Origin of the sequence: Bradyrhizobium centrolobii, from assembly GCF_001641635.1 — a bacterium.
Classification (GTDB): domain Bacteria; phylum Pseudomonadota; class Alphaproteobacteria; order Rhizobiales; family Xanthobacteraceae; genus Bradyrhizobium; species Bradyrhizobium centrolobii.
Genome location: NZ_LUUB01000053.1, coordinates 5,473 through 20,644 on the forward strand (window position 1 = coordinate 5,473; position 15,172 = coordinate 20,644).

At 65.2% G+C, this 15,172-nt stretch carries 15 protein-coding genes; 8 read left to right on the plus strand and 7 right to left on the minus strand.

What is annotated here, in order from left to right:
* Together AYJ54_RS15405 and AYJ54_RS15410 are read right to left on the minus strand one after the other, a co-directional pair.
* A partial coding sequence (locus tag AYJ54_RS15405; protein WP_063699847.1) for an ABC transporter substrate-binding protein occupies nt 1–1,223 on the minus strand: 1,223 nt, incomplete at its 3' end.
* A 116-nt stretch (nt 1,224–1,339) separates the two neighbouring features.
* Nucleotides 1,340–2,266, minus strand: a complete 927-nt coding sequence (locus tag AYJ54_RS15410; protein ID WP_063699760.1) for a class I SAM-dependent DNA methyltransferase — start codon at nt 2,264–2,266, stop codon at nt 1,340–1,342.
* Nucleotides 2,267–2,436: 170 nt separating this feature from the next.
* Here AYJ54_RS15410 and AYJ54_RS15415 point away from each other — a divergent pair, with 170 nt between their 5' ends.
* The 5 genes from AYJ54_RS15415 to AYJ54_RS15435 all read left to right on the plus strand — a co-directional run bounded on the left by AYJ54_RS15415 (nt 2,437) and on the right by AYJ54_RS15435 (nt 8,412).
* Complete coding sequence (locus tag AYJ54_RS15415) at nt 2,437–3,474, plus strand: ligase-associated DNA damage response exonuclease (protein ID WP_063699849.1); 1,038 nt, start codon at nt 2,437–2,439, stop codon at nt 3,472–3,474.
* Nucleotides 3,471–5,408, plus strand: coding sequence for a cisplatin damage response ATP-dependent DNA ligase (locus AYJ54_RS15420; protein ID WP_063699761.1), 1,938 nt, complete (start codon nt 3,471–3,473; stop codon nt 5,406–5,408). The genes AYJ54_RS15415 and AYJ54_RS15420 overlap by 4 nt, the downstream gene beginning before the upstream one ends.
* A gap of 614 nt (nt 5,409–6,022) precedes the next feature.
* Nucleotides 6,023–6,328, plus strand: a complete 306-nt coding sequence (locus AYJ54_RS15425; RefSeq protein ID WP_027549720.1) for a DUF6460 domain-containing protein — start codon at nt 6,023–6,025, stop codon at nt 6,326–6,328.
* Between the two features lie 22 nt (nt 6,329–6,350).
* Nucleotides 6,351–7,085, plus strand: coding sequence for an MBL fold metallo-hydrolase (locus AYJ54_RS15430; RefSeq protein WP_063699762.1), 735 nt, complete (start codon nt 6,351–6,353; stop codon nt 7,083–7,085).
* A 1-nt stretch (nt 7,086) separates the two neighbouring features.
* Nucleotides 7,087–8,412 carry an MATE family efflux transporter gene (locus AYJ54_RS15435; protein WP_063699764.1) on the plus strand — a complete coding sequence of 442 codons (1,326 nt, stop codon included), beginning with the start codon at nt 7,087–7,089 and terminating at the stop codon, nt 8,410–8,412.
* A 228-nt stretch (nt 8,413–8,640) separates the two neighbouring features.
* Here the strand turns inward: AYJ54_RS15435 and AYJ54_RS15440 are convergent, their stop codons facing one another.
* Nucleotides 8,641–9,738: a quinone-dependent dihydroorotate dehydrogenase gene (locus AYJ54_RS15440; protein ID WP_063699766.1), complete on the minus strand. Its 1,098-nt coding sequence runs from the start codon at nt 9,736–9,738 to the stop codon at nt 8,641–8,643.
* On the minus strand, nt 9,735–10,079 hold the full coding sequence (locus AYJ54_RS15445) for a DUF952 domain-containing protein (protein ID WP_063699767.1): 345 nt from the start codon (nt 10,077–10,079) through the stop codon (nt 9,735–9,737). Before AYJ54_RS15445 ends, AYJ54_RS15440 begins: the two co-directional genes overlap by 4 nt.
* A gap of 187 nt (nt 10,080–10,266) precedes the next feature.
* Between AYJ54_RS15445 and AYJ54_RS15450 the strand changes: the two genes are divergently transcribed.
* Complete coding sequence (locus tag AYJ54_RS15450; protein ID WP_136623716.1) at nt 10,267–10,920, plus strand: S24 family peptidase; 654 nt, start codon at nt 10,267–10,269, stop codon at nt 10,918–10,920.
* A gap of 28 nt (nt 10,921–10,948) precedes the next feature.
* Here the strand turns inward: AYJ54_RS15450 and AYJ54_RS52340 are convergent, their stop codons facing one another.
* Both AYJ54_RS52340 and AYJ54_RS52345 read right to left on the minus strand, forming a co-directional pair.
* Nucleotides 10,949–11,224, minus strand: coding sequence for a DUF3237 domain-containing protein (locus AYJ54_RS52340; protein WP_245329023.1), 276 nt, complete (start codon nt 11,222–11,224; stop codon nt 10,949–10,951).
* 7 nt (nt 11,225–11,231) lie between these two features.
* Entirely contained in the window at nt 11,232–11,435 is a 204-nt protein-coding gene (locus AYJ54_RS52345) for a DUF3237 domain-containing protein (RefSeq protein ID WP_245329024.1), read from the minus strand.
* A gap of 30 nt (nt 11,436–11,465) precedes the next feature.
* Between AYJ54_RS52345 and AYJ54_RS15465 the strand changes: the two genes are divergently transcribed.
* Both AYJ54_RS15465 and AYJ54_RS15470 read left to right on the plus strand, forming a co-directional pair.
* Nucleotides 11,466–12,170, plus strand: coding sequence for a TetR/AcrR family transcriptional regulator (locus tag AYJ54_RS15465; protein WP_082905662.1), 705 nt, complete (start codon nt 11,466–11,468; stop codon nt 12,168–12,170).
* A 107-nt stretch (nt 12,171–12,277) separates the two neighbouring features.
* Entirely contained in the window at nt 12,278–13,030 is a 753-nt protein-coding gene (locus AYJ54_RS15470; RefSeq protein WP_063699852.1) for a carbonic anhydrase, read from the plus strand.
* Nucleotides 13,031–13,372: 342 nt separating this feature from the next.
* Here AYJ54_RS15470 and AYJ54_RS15475 read toward each other — a convergent pair whose 3' ends face one another.
* The gene (locus AYJ54_RS15475) at nt 13,373–15,016 is read right to left on the minus strand and encodes a lysine--tRNA ligase (protein WP_063699772.1); all 1,644 of its coding nucleotides are present in this window, start codon (nt 15,014–15,016) and stop codon (nt 13,373–13,375) included.
* Between the last annotated feature and the right edge of the window lie 156 nt (nt 15,017–15,172).

Consider the following 15,172-nt stretch of genomic DNA (forward strand, 5'->3'; position numbering starts at 1 on the left):
GACATCGGCTTGTCGGAGATCTCCCAGTCCTTGCCGCTGAAGGTGGAGATGTAGAGCGTCTTCATCGGCGTGTAGTCCTGCGGCGTGTAGCTGTAGGTGACGCCGTCGAGGAAATAGGGCGAGTGGAAGCCGGCGAGCGTGGAGGCCTGCTTCAGCACGTTGGCGCGGGTGAGGTCGTCGCCGCAGCGACGCAGGATCTCGCCCATGGTCACGGCCTGGCCGTAGCCGGCAAAGGCGATGGTGTTGTCCTGATCGATGCTGGGCAGGTATTTCTTGCGCAGCTCCTCGAACGCCATCACGTCGGGGTCCTTCTCCCACTTCGGCAGGCCGACCTCCTTGTTGTAGCGGATGGCGACGATGCCGGTGGCATTCTCGAGCCCGGCGGCGTTGAGGATCGAGCGGCCCGTCGAGCCCGCCGACAACAGTTGCAGCGGCTTCCAGCCGAGCTCGGCGACTTTGCGGATCGACTGCGACGTCGCCTTGCCGGTGGTGATGTTGTAGAAGACATCAGCGCCCGACTTCGAGAGATTGATGAGCTGGGAATCCACGGTCGGATCGGTGAGATCGTAGGTCTGCTCCAAAATCACCTGCGCGGTGCCGCCGGCATCGGCCAGCACCTTCTTGAAGGGACCCAAGAAGTCGCGGCCGAAATCGTCGTTCTGGTAGAGGATGCCGATCTTGGCGTTCGGCTTCACGTTGACGACGTGCCGCGCCAGGATGCACGCCTCGGTCGGATAGAGCGGCAGGCCCGCCATCGTCCACTTGAACTCTTTCGGATTATTCCACTTGGACGCACCGGTGTTGAGCAGGAGCTGCGGCACGCCCTTGGAGTTCAGGTATTTGTGCACGGCAGTCTGCGGCGCGGTACCGAGCGAGCCGTAGAGCGCCAGCACCTCCTCCTGCTCGACCAGCCGCCGCGTCGCCTCGACGCATTTCGGCGCGCTATAGGCATCGTCCAGCGTGAGAAACTTGATCTTGCGCCCGTTGATGCCGCCCTTCTCGTTCAGCATCTGGAAATAGGCTTCGCCGATGCGGCCCAACACGCCATAGAGCGAGCCGGGACCGGAGTGTGGCACGGTCTGCCCGATCTTGATTTCGGTGTCGCTGGCGCCCGCATCATATTTCTTCTCCGCGGCCCGGACGTAAGGCGCGGGCAAAGTGGAGGCGGCGATGGTGGCGAGCGCGGCGGCGCTGAAATCGCGCCGCGATGGATTCTTCGTCATTGTTGTTTTCTCCCTGGTGCGCGCATTGTGCTGGCATCGCAGCAGGCGTCGCAAGTGGGAAGTCGCAGCTTTGCGACGCAATGACGCTCAAATCGCAGCAAGTACAGCGCCTAGACTCAAGTTTTCTCGGCGACGACGACGAGTCCGCGCACCGGCTCGTTGTTCTCGTTGCGTGGAGACGCCGCCTCCAATGTCAGGAGCTTGAGTCCGGCCTTGCCGATCACGCCGCGCACATATTCCGCGGAATGGGCATAGCGCAGGCCATCGCCGAGAACGACGCCGCTGCCGTCATGCGTCTCCGATGTGAGCGCGAGCGTGCCGCCGGATGCGAGCACGCGCTTGGCTTCAATGAGCACCGGCGCGAGATCGGAGAGGTATACGAACGCATCCGCCGCGACGACGAGGTTGGCGCTGGCATCAGCCTTGCCGCGCAGGCCGTCAATCATGTCGGCGACTTCGAGCTCGGCATAAAGCCCGGTGGCTTGCGCCTCCTTGATCATGCCGGCCGACAGGTCAATGCCGACGAAATGATCGACCTGTTTTGCGAAAGCTGAGGCCGCAAGCCCCGTGCCGCAGCCGAGATCGATGGCACGCTTGAAGAAGGCGGGCTTCTTCGCGGCAACGCGCGCGGCCAGCACCGCCTTGAAGATCAGCGCCGGCGCGCGATAGCCGAGATCGTTGATCAGCGCGTGCTCGAAGCGCGGAGCGTATTGATCGAACAGGGCCTGCACATAGGCCTTGGGCATCTCCGCCAGTTGCGCGTCGCCAAGCCGCATCAGATGCAGGCCGGCGCCGTGCTGGTCGTCGGGATCGGAATCGAGCGCCTTGCGGAACGCCGCGATGGCCTCATCGCGCTCGCCGAGCTGCTTACGGATTTCGCCGAGCGTGAACCAGGCCGAGGTGAAGTTCGGTGCAAGCTCGATCGCCTGCTCCAGCAGGTCGGCGGCAGCGGGCAGGTCGCCCTTGAGCTGGAGGTCGCGCGCGAACTCGAAGCGGCGGTCGGCCATCAGATCGCCGGAGGACAGGAACAGGCGCAGGGGCATGGAACTTGGCTCGTCATTGCCGGGCATAGCAGTCTACCTTGCGCAGATTGCGTAAACTTGTCTGCGCCCGGCAATCCATCAAAAAAGGGAGTGTTTAAGAGGATGGATGCGCGGGTCAAGCCCGCCCATGACGGGTGAACATTGGGGCAGCGCCGCCCTATATGACCATCATGCGCCCGCAAGACATCCTGCTGCCAACTGCTGCCGGCCTGTGCTGCAAGCCGGGCGGCTTCCATATCGATCCTGTCCGCTCCGTGGAACGGGCCGTGATCACCCACAGCCATTCCGACCATGCGCGCGCCGGCCACGGCGCGGTGCTGGCGACGCAGGAAACGCTGGACATGATGCGGCTGCGCTACGGCGAGAATTTTGCCGGATCGACGCAAGCGATCCGCTATGGCGAGGAGATCCGCCTCGGCGATGTCAGCGTCAAGTTTCACCCGGCAGGCCACGTGCTTGGCTCGGCGCAGATCGCTGTGAGCTGCCAGGACACCTGCATCGTCGCCTCCGGCGACTACAAGGATGCACCCGACCCGACCTGCACGCCGTTCGAGCTCGTGCCCTGCGACGTCTTCATCACGGAGGCGACCTTCGGGCTGCCGGTATTTCGGCACGGCGATGCCGCCGATGAGGTGAAGAAGCTGCTGGCGTCGGTCGCACTGTTTCCGGAGCGCGCGCATCTCGTCGGCGCCTACTCGCTCGGCAAGGCGCAGCGCGTGATCGCGCTGTTGCGCGAGGCCGGTTACGACGCGCCGATCTTTCTGCATGGCGCAATGGAGTCGATCACGCACTATTATCAGAGCCGCGGGATCGAGCTCGGCGAACTGCGGCCGGTGAAGGGCGTCAAGAAGGCGGCGCTCGCCGGCACCATCACGCTGGCGCCGCCCTCGGCCACGTCCGATTTATGGACGCGCCGCTTCCCCGATCCCGTCACCGCATTCGCCTCGGGCTGGATGCGGGTGCGCGCCCGAGCGCGACAGCGCGGCGTCGAATTGCCGCTGGTGATTTCCGATCACGCCGATTGGGACGGCCTCACTGCCACCATTGCCGCGACCGGCGCCGGCGAGATCTGGGTCACCCATGGCCAGGAAGACGCGCTGGTGCACTGGTGCAAGAGCCGCGGCTTGCGCGCGCAGCCGCTCGACCTCGTTGGCTATGGCGACGAGGAGGAGACCGAGACGCCGCTTGGCGACGAGGCCGAAGCATGAACCGCTTCGCCGAGCTTCTCGATCGTCTCGCCTACGAGCCCGGCCGCAACAACAAGCTGCGGCTGATCACCAGCTATTTCCACGAAGTCGGCGATCCCGACCGCGGCTATGCGCTGGCCGCACTCACCGGCGCACTCAGCTTCAAGCACGCCAAGCCGGCACTGATCCGCGACCTGATCGCGGCGCGCACCGATCCCGTGCTGTTCGGACTGTCGTATGACTACGTCGGCGATCTTTCGGAGACGGTGGCGCTGATGTGGCCGAAGGGAGTCGTCAACAACGACAAATCTTTTCCGGGCTACCCCTCTCCCCAGCCCTCCCCCGCATCCGCCTTCGCCGAAGCTTCGGCGGACAGGAGGGGGGAGGGAGCGCAGCAGCGCACGCGGCAATCGACGAACACGACAACTGACAACAATTTCGGCAGTGATGGACGCACGAGCCTCTCCGTTCCCTCCCCGCTCCTGTCCGCCGAAGCTTCAGCAAAGGCAGATGCGGGGGAGGGCCAGGGAGGGGGGTACCCCGGGCGAGATAATGATGAGTCCCTGCGCCCGCGCAACCACAACAACCCGCCGCCCCCGACGCTGACCGAAGTCGTCACCACACTCCGCACGCTCGGCAAGACCGAGCTGCCGGCACAGCTCACACGCTGGCTCGACGAGCTCGACGAGACCGGCCGCTGGGCGCTTCTGAAACTCGTCACCGGCGCGCTGCGCATCGGCATTTCCGCGCGTCTTGCAAAAACCGCGGCGGCCGCGCTCGGCGACAAGGACCCGCATGAGGTCGAGCTGATCTGGCCGGGCCTCTCACCGCCCTATCTCGACCTGTTCGCCTGGCTGGAGGGCCGCACTGAGAAGCCCGTCAATCGCGATCCCGCGCCGTTCCGCCCAGTGATGCTGGCGCATGCGATCGAGGGGACGGATTTCGCGACGCTCGATCCCGCCGACTACATCGCCGAGTGGAAGTGGGACGGCATCCGCGTGCAGGCGGTCGCGGGCCGCGACGACCGCGGCCACATCACGGCGCGGCTCTATTCGCGCACCGGCGAGGACATCACGGGGAGCTTTCCGGATCTCGTGCCGGCGCTGCGACTGCCCGGCGCGATCGACGGTGAGCTCTTGATCCTGCGCGACGGCCGCGTGCAGAGTTTCAACGTTCTGCAGCAGCGGCTCAACCGCAAGGTCGTCTCGCCAAAGCTGATCAAGGACTTTCCGATCCATCTGCGCGCCTATGACCTGCTCGGCGACGACGAGAACGACTTGCGCGAACTGCCCTTTGCCGAGCGGCGCGAGCGGCTAGAGACGTTCGTCAGGAAACTCGACGATCCCCGCATCGACCTGTCGCCGACCGTCCCCTTCGCAAGCTGGGAGGCGCTCACTGCGGCGCGCGCCGATCCGGTGAGCGCAGGCGCCGGCGAGGATGCGGCCGCCGTCGAAGGCGTGATGCTGAAGCGGCGCGATGCGCCTTACCTGCCGGGACGGCCGAAGGGACAATGGTGGAAGTGGAAGCGCGATCCGCACATCATCGACGCCGTGCTGATGTATGCGCAACGCGGCCATGGCAAGCGTTCGTCCTACTATTCCGACTACACATTCGGCGTCTGGACCGAGGGTGACAGCGGCGACGAGCTGGTGCCGGTCGGCAAGGCCTATTTCGGCTTCACGGACGAGGAGCTGCTGCAGATCGACCGCTTCGTACGCCGCAACACCACGGAAAAATTCGGTCCCGTCCGTCACGTCGTGCATGAGCCCTACAAGGGGCTGGTGCTGGAAGTGGCCTTCGAGGGCCTGCAACGCTCGCCGCGGCACAAATCCGGTGTCGCCATGCGCTTCCCCCGCATCAGCCGCCTGCGCTGGGACAAGCCGCCGCGCGAGGCGGACCGGCTGGAGACACTGGAAAAGATGCTGAAGACAGAAGCGGCGGAGCTTGAAGCTTAAACCGCAATTCACCTCTCCCCAGCGGGGAGAGGTCGGATTGCGCAGCAATCCGGGTGAGGGGCCGCGGCGCTCAGTCGAGACCGTAACCCCTCACCCGGATCGCATCTGTCGATGCGATCCGACCTCTCCCTGTGGGAGAGGTGAATCGAGCCCGCGGCTCGCACCGATTCGATCAATTTCACCGCGCCCCAGCGCAAAAAAATGGTCCCGCCGCCGGCCAGCGCAACGTCAGCCAGCCTATGCGCAGAGAACCGTTAATTGGCCCCGGCGGCGGTCCCAAGGACTTCTCAGGAACTTGGCTCGTCAAACCGTTCGAGCCGAGCGACCTGTGCAACACCTCAAGCGGTGCCGCACGCCCTCTTATGAGCCGGAAACGACCGGGGGCAATTGACAGCCGTTCACACGACATGAAGACGCGCATTTACCTTACCGGCTGTTGCTTTCCGGCGACTCGCTGGATGGCTGTCCCTCAAACGAGGCCGGACTCTGGCAGTGTTCGCTTTTGCCGGGCTGTCGGATTAAAATGCAGTAAGCCGATTGACGGCCGGACGCGGGTTCCCCATGTGCCCCGCCGTGCCTATAATCGGGACTACCCCCGCGAGGAGTTTTTTGCGATGGCCAACGACGTCAGGGACTTGCCGGCCGGCCACAGCGATGGCCTGAACCGCTTTCTTGGCGGCTCGCCGCTGGCGGTCGCGTTCCGCCTGATCCTGCTCTCGATCCTGGTCGGCGTCGTGCTCGCCGCGATCGGCTTCGATCCCTGGAATATCATCTACAGCATCCGTCTCTTGTTCCAGCGCCTGTGGGATCTCGGCTTCGACGCCGTCAACTGGCTGTGGCGCTACTTCCTGCTTGGCGCTGTCATCGTGATCCCGATCTGGCTGCTGTCGCGCGTCTTCGGCGCACCACGCGGCCGCTGAGTTCTCACGGAGTGCACAGCCGATGCAATTGCGCTTTGTCGGCTGCGGCGATGCCTTCGGCTCGGGCGGCAGGCTCAACACCTGCTTCCACGTCACGGGACGGCAGGCCAATTTCCTGATCGATTGCGGCGCGTCGGCCTTGCCGGCGCTGAAGCGGATCGAAATCGATCGCAACGACATCGATCTCATCCTGATCACGCATTTCCACGGCGACCACTTTGCAGGGCTGCCGTTCTTCCTGCTCGACGCGCAATTCTCGCGACGGACGCGGCGGCTCACCATCGCGGGCCCGCAAGGGATCGAGACGCGGCTGACGCAGGTGATGGAGGCGCTGTTCGAGCACTCCTCCAAAACCAAACAGCGCTTCGAGCTATCCGTCGTCGAACTCGCGCCCGAGCAGAGCCGCAGCTTCGGCGCGGTGATGGTGACGCCCTACCCCGTCGTGCACGGTGAATCCGGCGGGCCGTTCCTCGGCTATCGCGTCGAGGCCGAAGGCCGCACGCTGGCCTACAGCGCCGATACCGAATGGACGGAGACGCTCATTCCGCTGGCGCATGGTGCGGACCTTTTCATCGCCGAGGCCTATATGTACGAGAAGGTGGTGAAGAACCATCTCAGCCTGAAGACCTTGGAACAGCATTTGCCCGAAATCGGCGCCAAGCGGCTCGTCCTCACCCATATGAGCGACGACATGCTGTCGCGCCTTAAGGACATCGCGCATCTCGCTGCCGAAGACGGCATGGTGCTCGTGTTCTGACATGCACGCACCGGTTCATCCCAGGGTCGGCACGCGCCAGGTGTTCGCCATCGCCGGTCCCGCGATGGTCGCGAACCTCACCACGCCGCTGATCGGCGTGGTTTCGACCACCGCGATCGGACGGCTGGACGACGCCGCGCTGCTCGGCGGCGTCGCCATGGCCTCCGTGATCTTCGACTGCCTGTTCTGGCTGTTCGCCTTCCTGCGCATGAGCACGCTCGCCTTCACCGCGCAGGCGCTCGGCGCGGGCGAGGCGCACGAACTGAGCGCAATCCTGGTGCGCGGCTTCATCGTCGCGGGCCTGATCGGCGCTGCGCTGATCGCGCTGCAAGTGCCGCTGGCCGGCGGGCTGTTCGACCTGATGGGCGGCAGCGAGGGCGTCACGCGCGCCGCAAAAACCTACTTCATGATCCGGATCTGGTCGTCGCCGTTCGCCTTCGCCAACTATGTCATCCTCGGCTGGCTGGTCGGGCAGGCCCGCGCCAATCCCGCACTGCTGCTGCAGATCGTCATCAACCTCATCAACATGGTGGCGACGATCCTATTGGTGCTGGTCTACGACACCGGCATTGCGGGCGCGGCGATCGCCGCGCTGCTGTCGGAAACGGTCGGCTTCGTGCTCGGCGTGATCGTCTGCCGCCGCTATGCGGATGGCGGCTTTGCCGTTCCCCGCACAACCCTGTTCGACCGGGCGAAGCTGATGCGGATGCTGGCGGTGAACTCCGACATCATGATCCGCACCGCGGCGCTGATCGCGGTGTTCCTGTTCTTCACCGCCAAGGGCGCGCGCGCCGGCGACGTCACGCTGGCCGCGAACTCCGTGCTCAACAACTTCCTGCTGGTCAGCGCCTTCTTCCTCGACGGCCTCGCCAATGCGGCCCAGCAGCTCTGCGGCCGCACCTTTGGCGCGCGCGACGCCAAGGGCTTTGCCGATTCGACCCGGCTGGTGCTGCTGTGGGGGCTCGGCTTCGCGCTGGTGGTCGCGGTGCTGTTCGCCCTGTTCGGGCCGGCCATGATCGACTTCATGACGGCGAGCGAAGACGTGCGCCGCCGCGCGCGCGACTTCCTGCTGTTCATCGTGCTCGCGCCCGTGCCCGGGGTGTTCGCCTTCGGCTTCGACGGCATCTATGTCGGCGCCACCTGGGCGCGCGAGATGCGCAACCTGATGCTGGCCTCGCTCGCGATCTTCCTCGGCACCTGGTGGGCGCTGCAATCGTTCGGCAATACCGGACTGTGGAGCGCGCTGATCGCCTTCTACGTCGCGCGCGGCGGCTTGCAAGGTGCGCGCTATCCGGTACTGTTCAGGGCGACGTTTTCAAAATCGTAGCCGGGATGGAGCGCAGCGTAATCCGGGGTCTTCGTGCCAGCGGACAGCTCCCCGATTACGCTGCGCTCCATCCGGGCTACGGGGCCTCGGAAGATGGTCGTGTCCCGGACACGGCGTGGCATGAAATGACGCGACGCAGAGCCGGGACCCAGCGGCTGTGGGCCCCGGATCAGCAGCGCACCACGCCGAAGACGGCGCGCTGCGCTGCATCCGGGGCACGAGACCGCACTACATCCCCGGCCAGTCTTCCGCAGTCAACGTCGCGGCATCGGCGCCGACGATTTCGGAAAGCGAATCCCGGCCCGTGCGCAGCAGCGTGGAGGCGAGATCGCGCTTGATCTCGTCAACGAGGCCAAGGCCCTTGTAGACCAACGACGAATAGAGCTGAATCAGGCTCGCGCCGGCGCGGATTTTCGTCAGCGCGGCACCTCCGGAATCCACGCCGCCGACGCCGATCAGCGGGAACGCGCCCTCGACCCGTACATAGGTCTCCGCGACCATGCGCGTCGACAGGCGGAACAGCGGCCGGCCGGACAGGCCGCCCTGCTCCTTGGCACGCATCTCCTCTCGCAGCGTGCTCGGCCGCGCGATCGTCGTGTTCGACACGATCATGCCGTCGACCCGGCGCGAGCGCGCGACCTGCACGACGTCGTCGAGCTGGGCGAGGCTGAGATCCGGCGCGATCTTGAGCAGCACCGGGGTGTCACCGGCCTTCTGGCGCACCCGCTCGCGCGCGTCGATCACTCTTGCGAGGAGATCGTCGAGCAGCGCGCCTTCCTGCAGGTTGCGCAGGCCCGGCGTGTTCGGCGAGGAGACGTTGACGGTGAAATAGCTCGCGACCGGTGCAAAAGTCTCGATCAGCTTGACGTAATCGGCGACGCGGTCGGGCGAATCCTTGTTGGCACCGACATTGACGCCGACGATGCCGCCGTTCTGCGCGCGCGCGGCGAGCCGCCGTAGCGCCGCCTCGGCGCCGTCATTGTTGAAGCCCATCCGGTTGATGACGGCCTCGTCGCGCTCGAGGCGGAACAGCCGCGGCCGCGGATTGCCGCTCTGCGGCTTCGGCGTCACCGAGCCGATCTCGACGAAGCCGAAGCCGAGCCGAAGAAGCGCATCCGGCACCTCCGCGCTCTTGTCGAAGCCCGCGGCCATGCCGATCGGATTGGGAAAGTTGAGGCCGAAGGCGCGCACCGCGAGCTTGGGATCGTCGTCGCGCGGCTTGGTCGGCGGCAGGAAGCGCAGGCCCTGGATCGCAAGCCGATGCGCATCCTCCGGATCGAGCCAGCGCAGGACCGGAAGCGACAGGGCATCGAAGGCGCGTATCACGGTAGAAGCTCCGGAATGTCGTGACCGCCGTCCGAGCGCATGGCGAGGTTGATCACCGAGATCACCGCGCCGAGATCGAGCTCACCATAGAGATGCGGGAACAGCTCGTCATTGCGCGAACGCTCCCAGCGCAGTTCGGCGCCGAGCGCATCGCCGTCGACCTCGACCAGGAACAGCGCGCGCTGCCCGAAGAAGTGCTTGCGCGCGGTCTCGGGAACCTGGGACGCGGTCGAGAAATGGATGAAACCGTCGCGCGCGTCATCGGCGCTACCCCGGTACACACCCTGCCGTTCCGCCTCGCGCCAGGCGGAGGCCGCACAGATTTTGTAGATCTTGACCACCTGCTGGGGGCCCTGTTTGCTCTTTGAGTCTCTTGGGTTTTTTCGTCTCAAGGGGCGGCGAACCCGGGCGCGACCGTAATGGCGGCCCCTCGCGAACTCAAGACTTGCCTGCCGCCTCTTGCACGGAAAACGGAAAACCGGTTGATTTGAGGACAGTTTTCCTGAGTTGCGACGGGCTGGACCTTCCATGGTCAGGCAGGCCAAAGCGCAGAGGATGCTGACCCACGACCAGATCTGGGGCGCGCTGGATCGGTTGGCGGCGCGCGCCGGCCTGTCGCCGTCGGGGCTTGCCAAGCGCGCCGGGCTCGATCCCACCACCTTCAACAAATCCAAGCGCGTCACCGCCGACGGCCGCGAGCGCTGGCCATCGACAGAATCGATCGCCAAGGCGCTCACCGCAGCCGGTTCGTCGATCGAGACCTTCGTCAAGCTGATCGATGACAGCCCGGGCGACGGCCGCTCGGTGCCGCTGATCGGTTTCGCGCTGGCGGAGGGAAACGGCTATTTCGACGACCGCGGCTTTCCCTCCGGCAAAGGCTGGAACCAGGTTGCGCTTCCTACCGCCGAGGACGGCCACACTTTCGCGCTGGAGATTTCCGGCGACGCGCTACAGCCTGCCTATCGCGACGGCGACATCATTCTGGTCTCGCCGGGCGCGCCGGTCCGGAAAGGCGACCGCGTGGTGGTGAAGACCAGATCGGGCGCGGTGATGGTGACGACGCTGAAGCGCCGCACGACCAAGGCGCTGGAATTGCAGCCGCTCGATCTGACTCAGGCCGAACGCACGATCGCCCTCGGCGAGGTCGCCTGGATCGCGCGGATCGTGTGGGCGAGCCAGTGAGCCCGAGGGCAGCGCATCCACGGGCGCCTCACAGCACTTCGAAGACCTTGTAGGCAATGGCGCCTTCGACAAGATAGCCCTTGCCGATACAGACGATGTCATTGAGCCAGGCGTACGCCTTGGAGCCGGTCTCGAACAGCGGATTGGTGCGGAAATAATATCCGGCGGGATCGATCTGGGTGCGCCGCGCGGGGTCGGCCATGTCGGCGCGCAGATCCTGCGGCGTGATCCAGCGGCCGCCATAGGTCATGTAGATCAGCTCGCCGTCATGCGTCCGCAGCGACGGGCGGACATCGAGGGTCATGGCGCCATCAGAGCGGAACAACGCCCAGTCGCCGCCACCCCGCAGCACCTCGCAGGCGCGGTCCCTCGAACGAGCCTTTGGCGGCCCCGAACAGCACGCGCTGCCCGACCGGGCCGGCGCCGAAATTGATGCGGGGATCGAGATCAACGACGATGTCGAAGAGATGCCGGCTCTCGATATCACCGACGGATTTCACGCGTGGATCGGCCATGGGTCCGGTGCTCCCTGAGTTCGAGGATGAATGTGGGCGGGCTACGCCGCCACCTGCGATGCGTCGCCGAACAGCTTGCGCCTGACCGCGTCGGTCGAAACGCCGGACTGCGCGCAGAGCTCCGAGAGATCGAAGACGAAGCGTTCACGCACGATCCTGTCGTCCAGCGAGGCCACGAGGCAGGCGCTGCTCGACGCCGGCCGCGAGGCGTTTGCGGCGAGCGGATTCCAGGCCGCCGGCATGGAGGCGATCTCGCGGGCGGCGCGGGTCACGCGTGGCGCGTTCTACCACCACTTCGAGGACAAGAAGGCGCTGTTCGACGCCGTCGTGGTCGCCATGCAACGCGAGGCGGCGATCAGAATCGAGGCCGCGGCACGGAACGAGCGCAAGATTTGGGATCGGCTCAGCGCCGGCATCGAGGCCTATCTCGACGCCTGCGAGCAGCCGGACTATGCGCGCATCGTGATCCAGGAGGCGCAGGCCGTGCTCGGCGAAGCGCGCTATCGCGAGATCGAGGAGACCTATCCGACCGCGCTCCTGATCGCGACGCTGCGAGCCCTGAAGCGCGACGGCGAGTTGCACGCGGATGACGTCGACCCGCTCAGCCGGATGATCGACGCCATGATCTGCAAGATCGGGCTGCTGCTGCCGCACACCGACGATCCGAAAAAACTGCGCAGGAACGGACAGAAGATCGTCGCGGCTGTGCTGGAGACATTTCGGAAGAAGGCGTAAACTTGCCCTCGACGCGCGATCGGCCGCGATCGCCATTGCGACTCACCGCGCCTCTCCCCTAGGTTGCGCGCATCGTGCGCACCAAGTTCATCTTGAGGGGGAATATGATGAATCGACGTCATGCATTGAAGGCGCTGGCAGGTCTTGCGCTGTGTCCGCTGTGCAAGCCGGCATTTGCGGCCGAAGGCGCGCATTGGAGCTATGAGGGCGCCGGCGGTCCCGCCAAATGGGGCGATCTCGACGCGGCCAACAAGGCCTGCGCGGTCGGCCTGCAACAATCGCCGATCGACATCGAGGCGACGATCAAATCGCAACTGCCCGCCCTGAAGCTGAGGTGGGCCAGGAGCGTCGACACGATCGTCAACAACGGGCACACGATCCAGCTCAACTTCGCAGAAGGCAGCACGCTGACGCTCGGCGACGTCAAGTACAAGCTGCTTCAGGTCCACTTCCACCGGCCGAGCGAGCACACGATCGGTGGAAAGAACTTTCCGATGGAGGCGCATTTTGTCCATCGCGCCGACACTGGCGGGCTCGCCGTGGTCGGCGTGCTGATGGCCGAGGGCAGACCGAACGCGACCTTCAGCCAGATCGTCAAGACCATGCCGGCTGCGGAAGGGCCCGCGGTGAAGGCGGATGCGGGCATCAACCCCAATGCCATGCTGCCACAGAAGCTCAGCTACTTCCGCTATTCCGGCTCGCTGACGACGCCGCCCTGCTCGGAGGTCGTCGAATGGCTGCTGCTGACCGATCCGATCCAGGTCGCCAGCGCCGATGTCGCCGCCTTCGCAAAGCTCTATCCCATGAACGCGCGCCCGGTGCAGAAGGACAACCGCCGCTACGTGCTGCGGTCGATCTGAAGGGCGAGACGAAGGTGGCACCATGGGATCGTCGTCCTGGCGAAAGCCAGCGACTGCGCATGAGATGCGTTGCTGGCGCCCAAACCAACACCGTCGTCCCGGCGAAGGCCGGGACCATAACCACAGGAAGCGGTTTGGCGAAGACTCGCGGTTACCAGTCTCGTGCCGCGGCTCCTGCCTGGGGTAATCGGTCCCGGCCTTCGTCGGGACGACATTGGGGAGATGAGTTGCGCCTATAACTCGGAATCCGTAGCCCGGATGGAGCGAAGCGCAATCCGGGACGGCTGGTGCAGCTTGTGAAGACCCCGGATTTCGCTCCGCTCCGTCCGGGCTACACGTCTCTCACGCGCTCCGCGCCAGCGCGCCGTCGATCATGTTCACCGCGTTCTGGATGCCGTAGACGGCGACGAAGGAGCCGAAGCGGGGGCCTTTCTCCTGGCCGAGCAGCACCTGGTAGAGCATGTTGAACCAGTCGAGCGTGACGCCGGGACGGCCGTCCTTGCCCTTCTTGACCTGATCGAGGAAAGGCTCGCGGCGGCCGATCTCGTAGACGACGTTCTGGATGTCCTCGGCCGAGGAGTCCTGCGGCAGTTGCGACAGCGCATCGCGCAGATCCTGCAACGCGGCGCGCTCGGTGTCGGTGGGCACGCGGAACTGCTTGGTCGGCGCCACGAAGTCGCGATAATAGTTGATGGCGTAGCCGACCATCGCATCCAGCTTCGGATGCGTCTGCGGCGTCACGCCGGGACGATAGCGGCCGATGAAGCCCCACAGCGTCTCGGCATTCTCCGCGTTCGACGACGACACCAGCGTGAGTAGGAGCTGGAACGTGACGGGCATGTCGCCCCTGGGCGGGTTGCCGTTGTGGATGTGCCAGACGGGATTGCCGAGCTGCTGCTTTCCATCCTGCTTCGGGAAGCCGTCGATGAACTGCTGATAGTCGTCGACGTTGCGCGGGATGACGTCGAAATAGAGCCGCTTGGCCGCCTTCGGCTCGCGATACATGAACAGCGACAGCGATTCCGGCGAGGCGTAGCGCAGCCATTCGTCGATGGTGAGGCCGTTGCCCTTCGACTTCGAGATCTTCTGGCCTTTCTCGTCGAGGAAGAGCTCGTAGTTGAAGCCTTCGGGCGGCGCGGCGCCGAGCGCCTTGGCGATCGCACCCGAGAGCTTCACCGAATCGATCAGGTCCTTGCCGGCCATTTCGTAATCGACGCCGAGCGCGACCCAGCGCATCGCCCAGTCGGCCTTCCACTGGCATTTGACGTTGCCGCCGGTGACGGGGGTTTCGACCTCTTCGCCGCTGTCCGGATCGATGTAGGTCACCGTGCCCGCGGCAACATCGCGGCGGATCATCGGCACCTGGAGCACGATTCCGGTGGTCTTGCTGATCGGGAGGAACGGCGAATAGGTGGCGCGGCGATCCGGCCCCAGCGTCGGCAGGATGATCGCCATGATCTGATCGTAGGCGGCGAGCATTTTCAGAAGCGTCGCGTCGAAGCGGCCCGATTTGTAGTAGTCGGTCGAGCTCGCGAACTCGTAGTCGAAGCCGAAATGATCGAGGAAGGCGCGCAGGCGCGCGTTGTTCGCGGCGCCGAACGAGGGATATTCGTTTGAGAACGGATCCGGCACGGCAGTGAGCGGACGACCGAGATACTGCGCCAAGAGGTCCCTGTTCGGCACGTTGTCCGGCACCTTGCGCAGGCCGTCCATGTCGTCGGAGAAAGCAAGGAGGCGCGTCTTGACCTTGTCCTCGGTCAGCACGCGGAAGGCATGCCGCACCATCGAGGTGCGCGCGACCTCGCCGAACGTGCCGATATGCGGCAGGCCGGACGGGCCGTAGCCGGTCTCGAACAGCACCTCGTCCTTGGGCTTTTTGTTCAGCCGCGCGACGAGCGCCTTCGCCTGCTCGAACGGCCAGGCGTTGGATTGTTCGGCGAGCGCACGCAGATCGCTCGGGCTAGCGGCAAGATCGATAACGGACATTAAGGGGCCTCCGGGCCGCGGAAATTAGCGATTTCCGGGCAGAATGCAAAAGTTGCGAGCCGTCGCCGGCACTTACTCCCTCTCCCCGTTCTTACGGGGAGAGGGTTGGGGTGAGGGGCTGCGTCCGCGATCACGGTGAGAGACGAACTCGCGGCG

Excerpts from the sequence above, each read along its gene's own strand:
- AYJ54_RS15410 (WP_063699760.1), bottom strand. The coding sequence starts at position 2,266 with ATGCCCCTGCGCCTGTTCCTGTCCTCCGGCGATCTGATGGCCGACCGC.
- AYJ54_RS15415 (WP_063699849.1), top strand. The coding sequence starts at position 2,437 with ATGCGCCCGCAAGACATCCTGCTGCCAACTGCTGCCGGCCTGTGCTGC.
- AYJ54_RS15420 (WP_063699761.1), top strand. The coding sequence starts at position 3,471 with ATGAACCGCTTCGCCGAGCTTCTCGATCGTCTCGCCTACGAGCCCGGC.
- AYJ54_RS15425 (WP_027549720.1), top strand. The coding sequence starts at position 6,023 with ATGGCCAACGACGTCAGGGACTTGCCGGCCGGCCACAGCGATGGCCTG.
- AYJ54_RS15430 (WP_063699762.1), top strand. The coding sequence starts at position 6,351 with ATGCAATTGCGCTTTGTCGGCTGCGGCGATGCCTTCGGCTCGGGCGGC.
- AYJ54_RS15435 (WP_063699764.1), top strand. The coding sequence starts at position 7,087 with ATGCACGCACCGGTTCATCCCAGGGTCGGCACGCGCCAGGTGTTCGCC.
- AYJ54_RS15450 (WP_136623716.1), top strand. The coding sequence starts at position 10,267 with ATGGTCAGGCAGGCCAAAGCGCAGAGGATGCTGACCCACGACCAGATC.
- AYJ54_RS52340 (WP_245329023.1), bottom strand. The coding sequence starts at position 11,224 with ATGACCCTCGATGTCCGCCCGTCGCTGCGGACGCATGACGGCGAGCTG.
- AYJ54_RS52345 (WP_245329024.1), bottom strand. The coding sequence starts at position 11,435 with ATGGCCGATCCACGCGTGAAATCCGTCGGTGATATCGAGAGCCGGCAT.
- AYJ54_RS15465 (WP_082905662.1), top strand. The coding sequence starts at position 11,466 with ATGTGGGCGGGCTACGCCGCCACCTGCGATGCGTCGCCGAACAGCTTG.
- AYJ54_RS15470 (WP_063699852.1), top strand. The coding sequence starts at position 12,278 with ATGAATCGACGTCATGCATTGAAGGCGCTGGCAGGTCTTGCGCTGTGT.
- AYJ54_RS15475 (WP_063699772.1), bottom strand. The coding sequence starts at position 15,016 with ATGTCCGTTATCGATCTTGCCGCTAGCCCGAGCGATCTGCGTGCGCTC.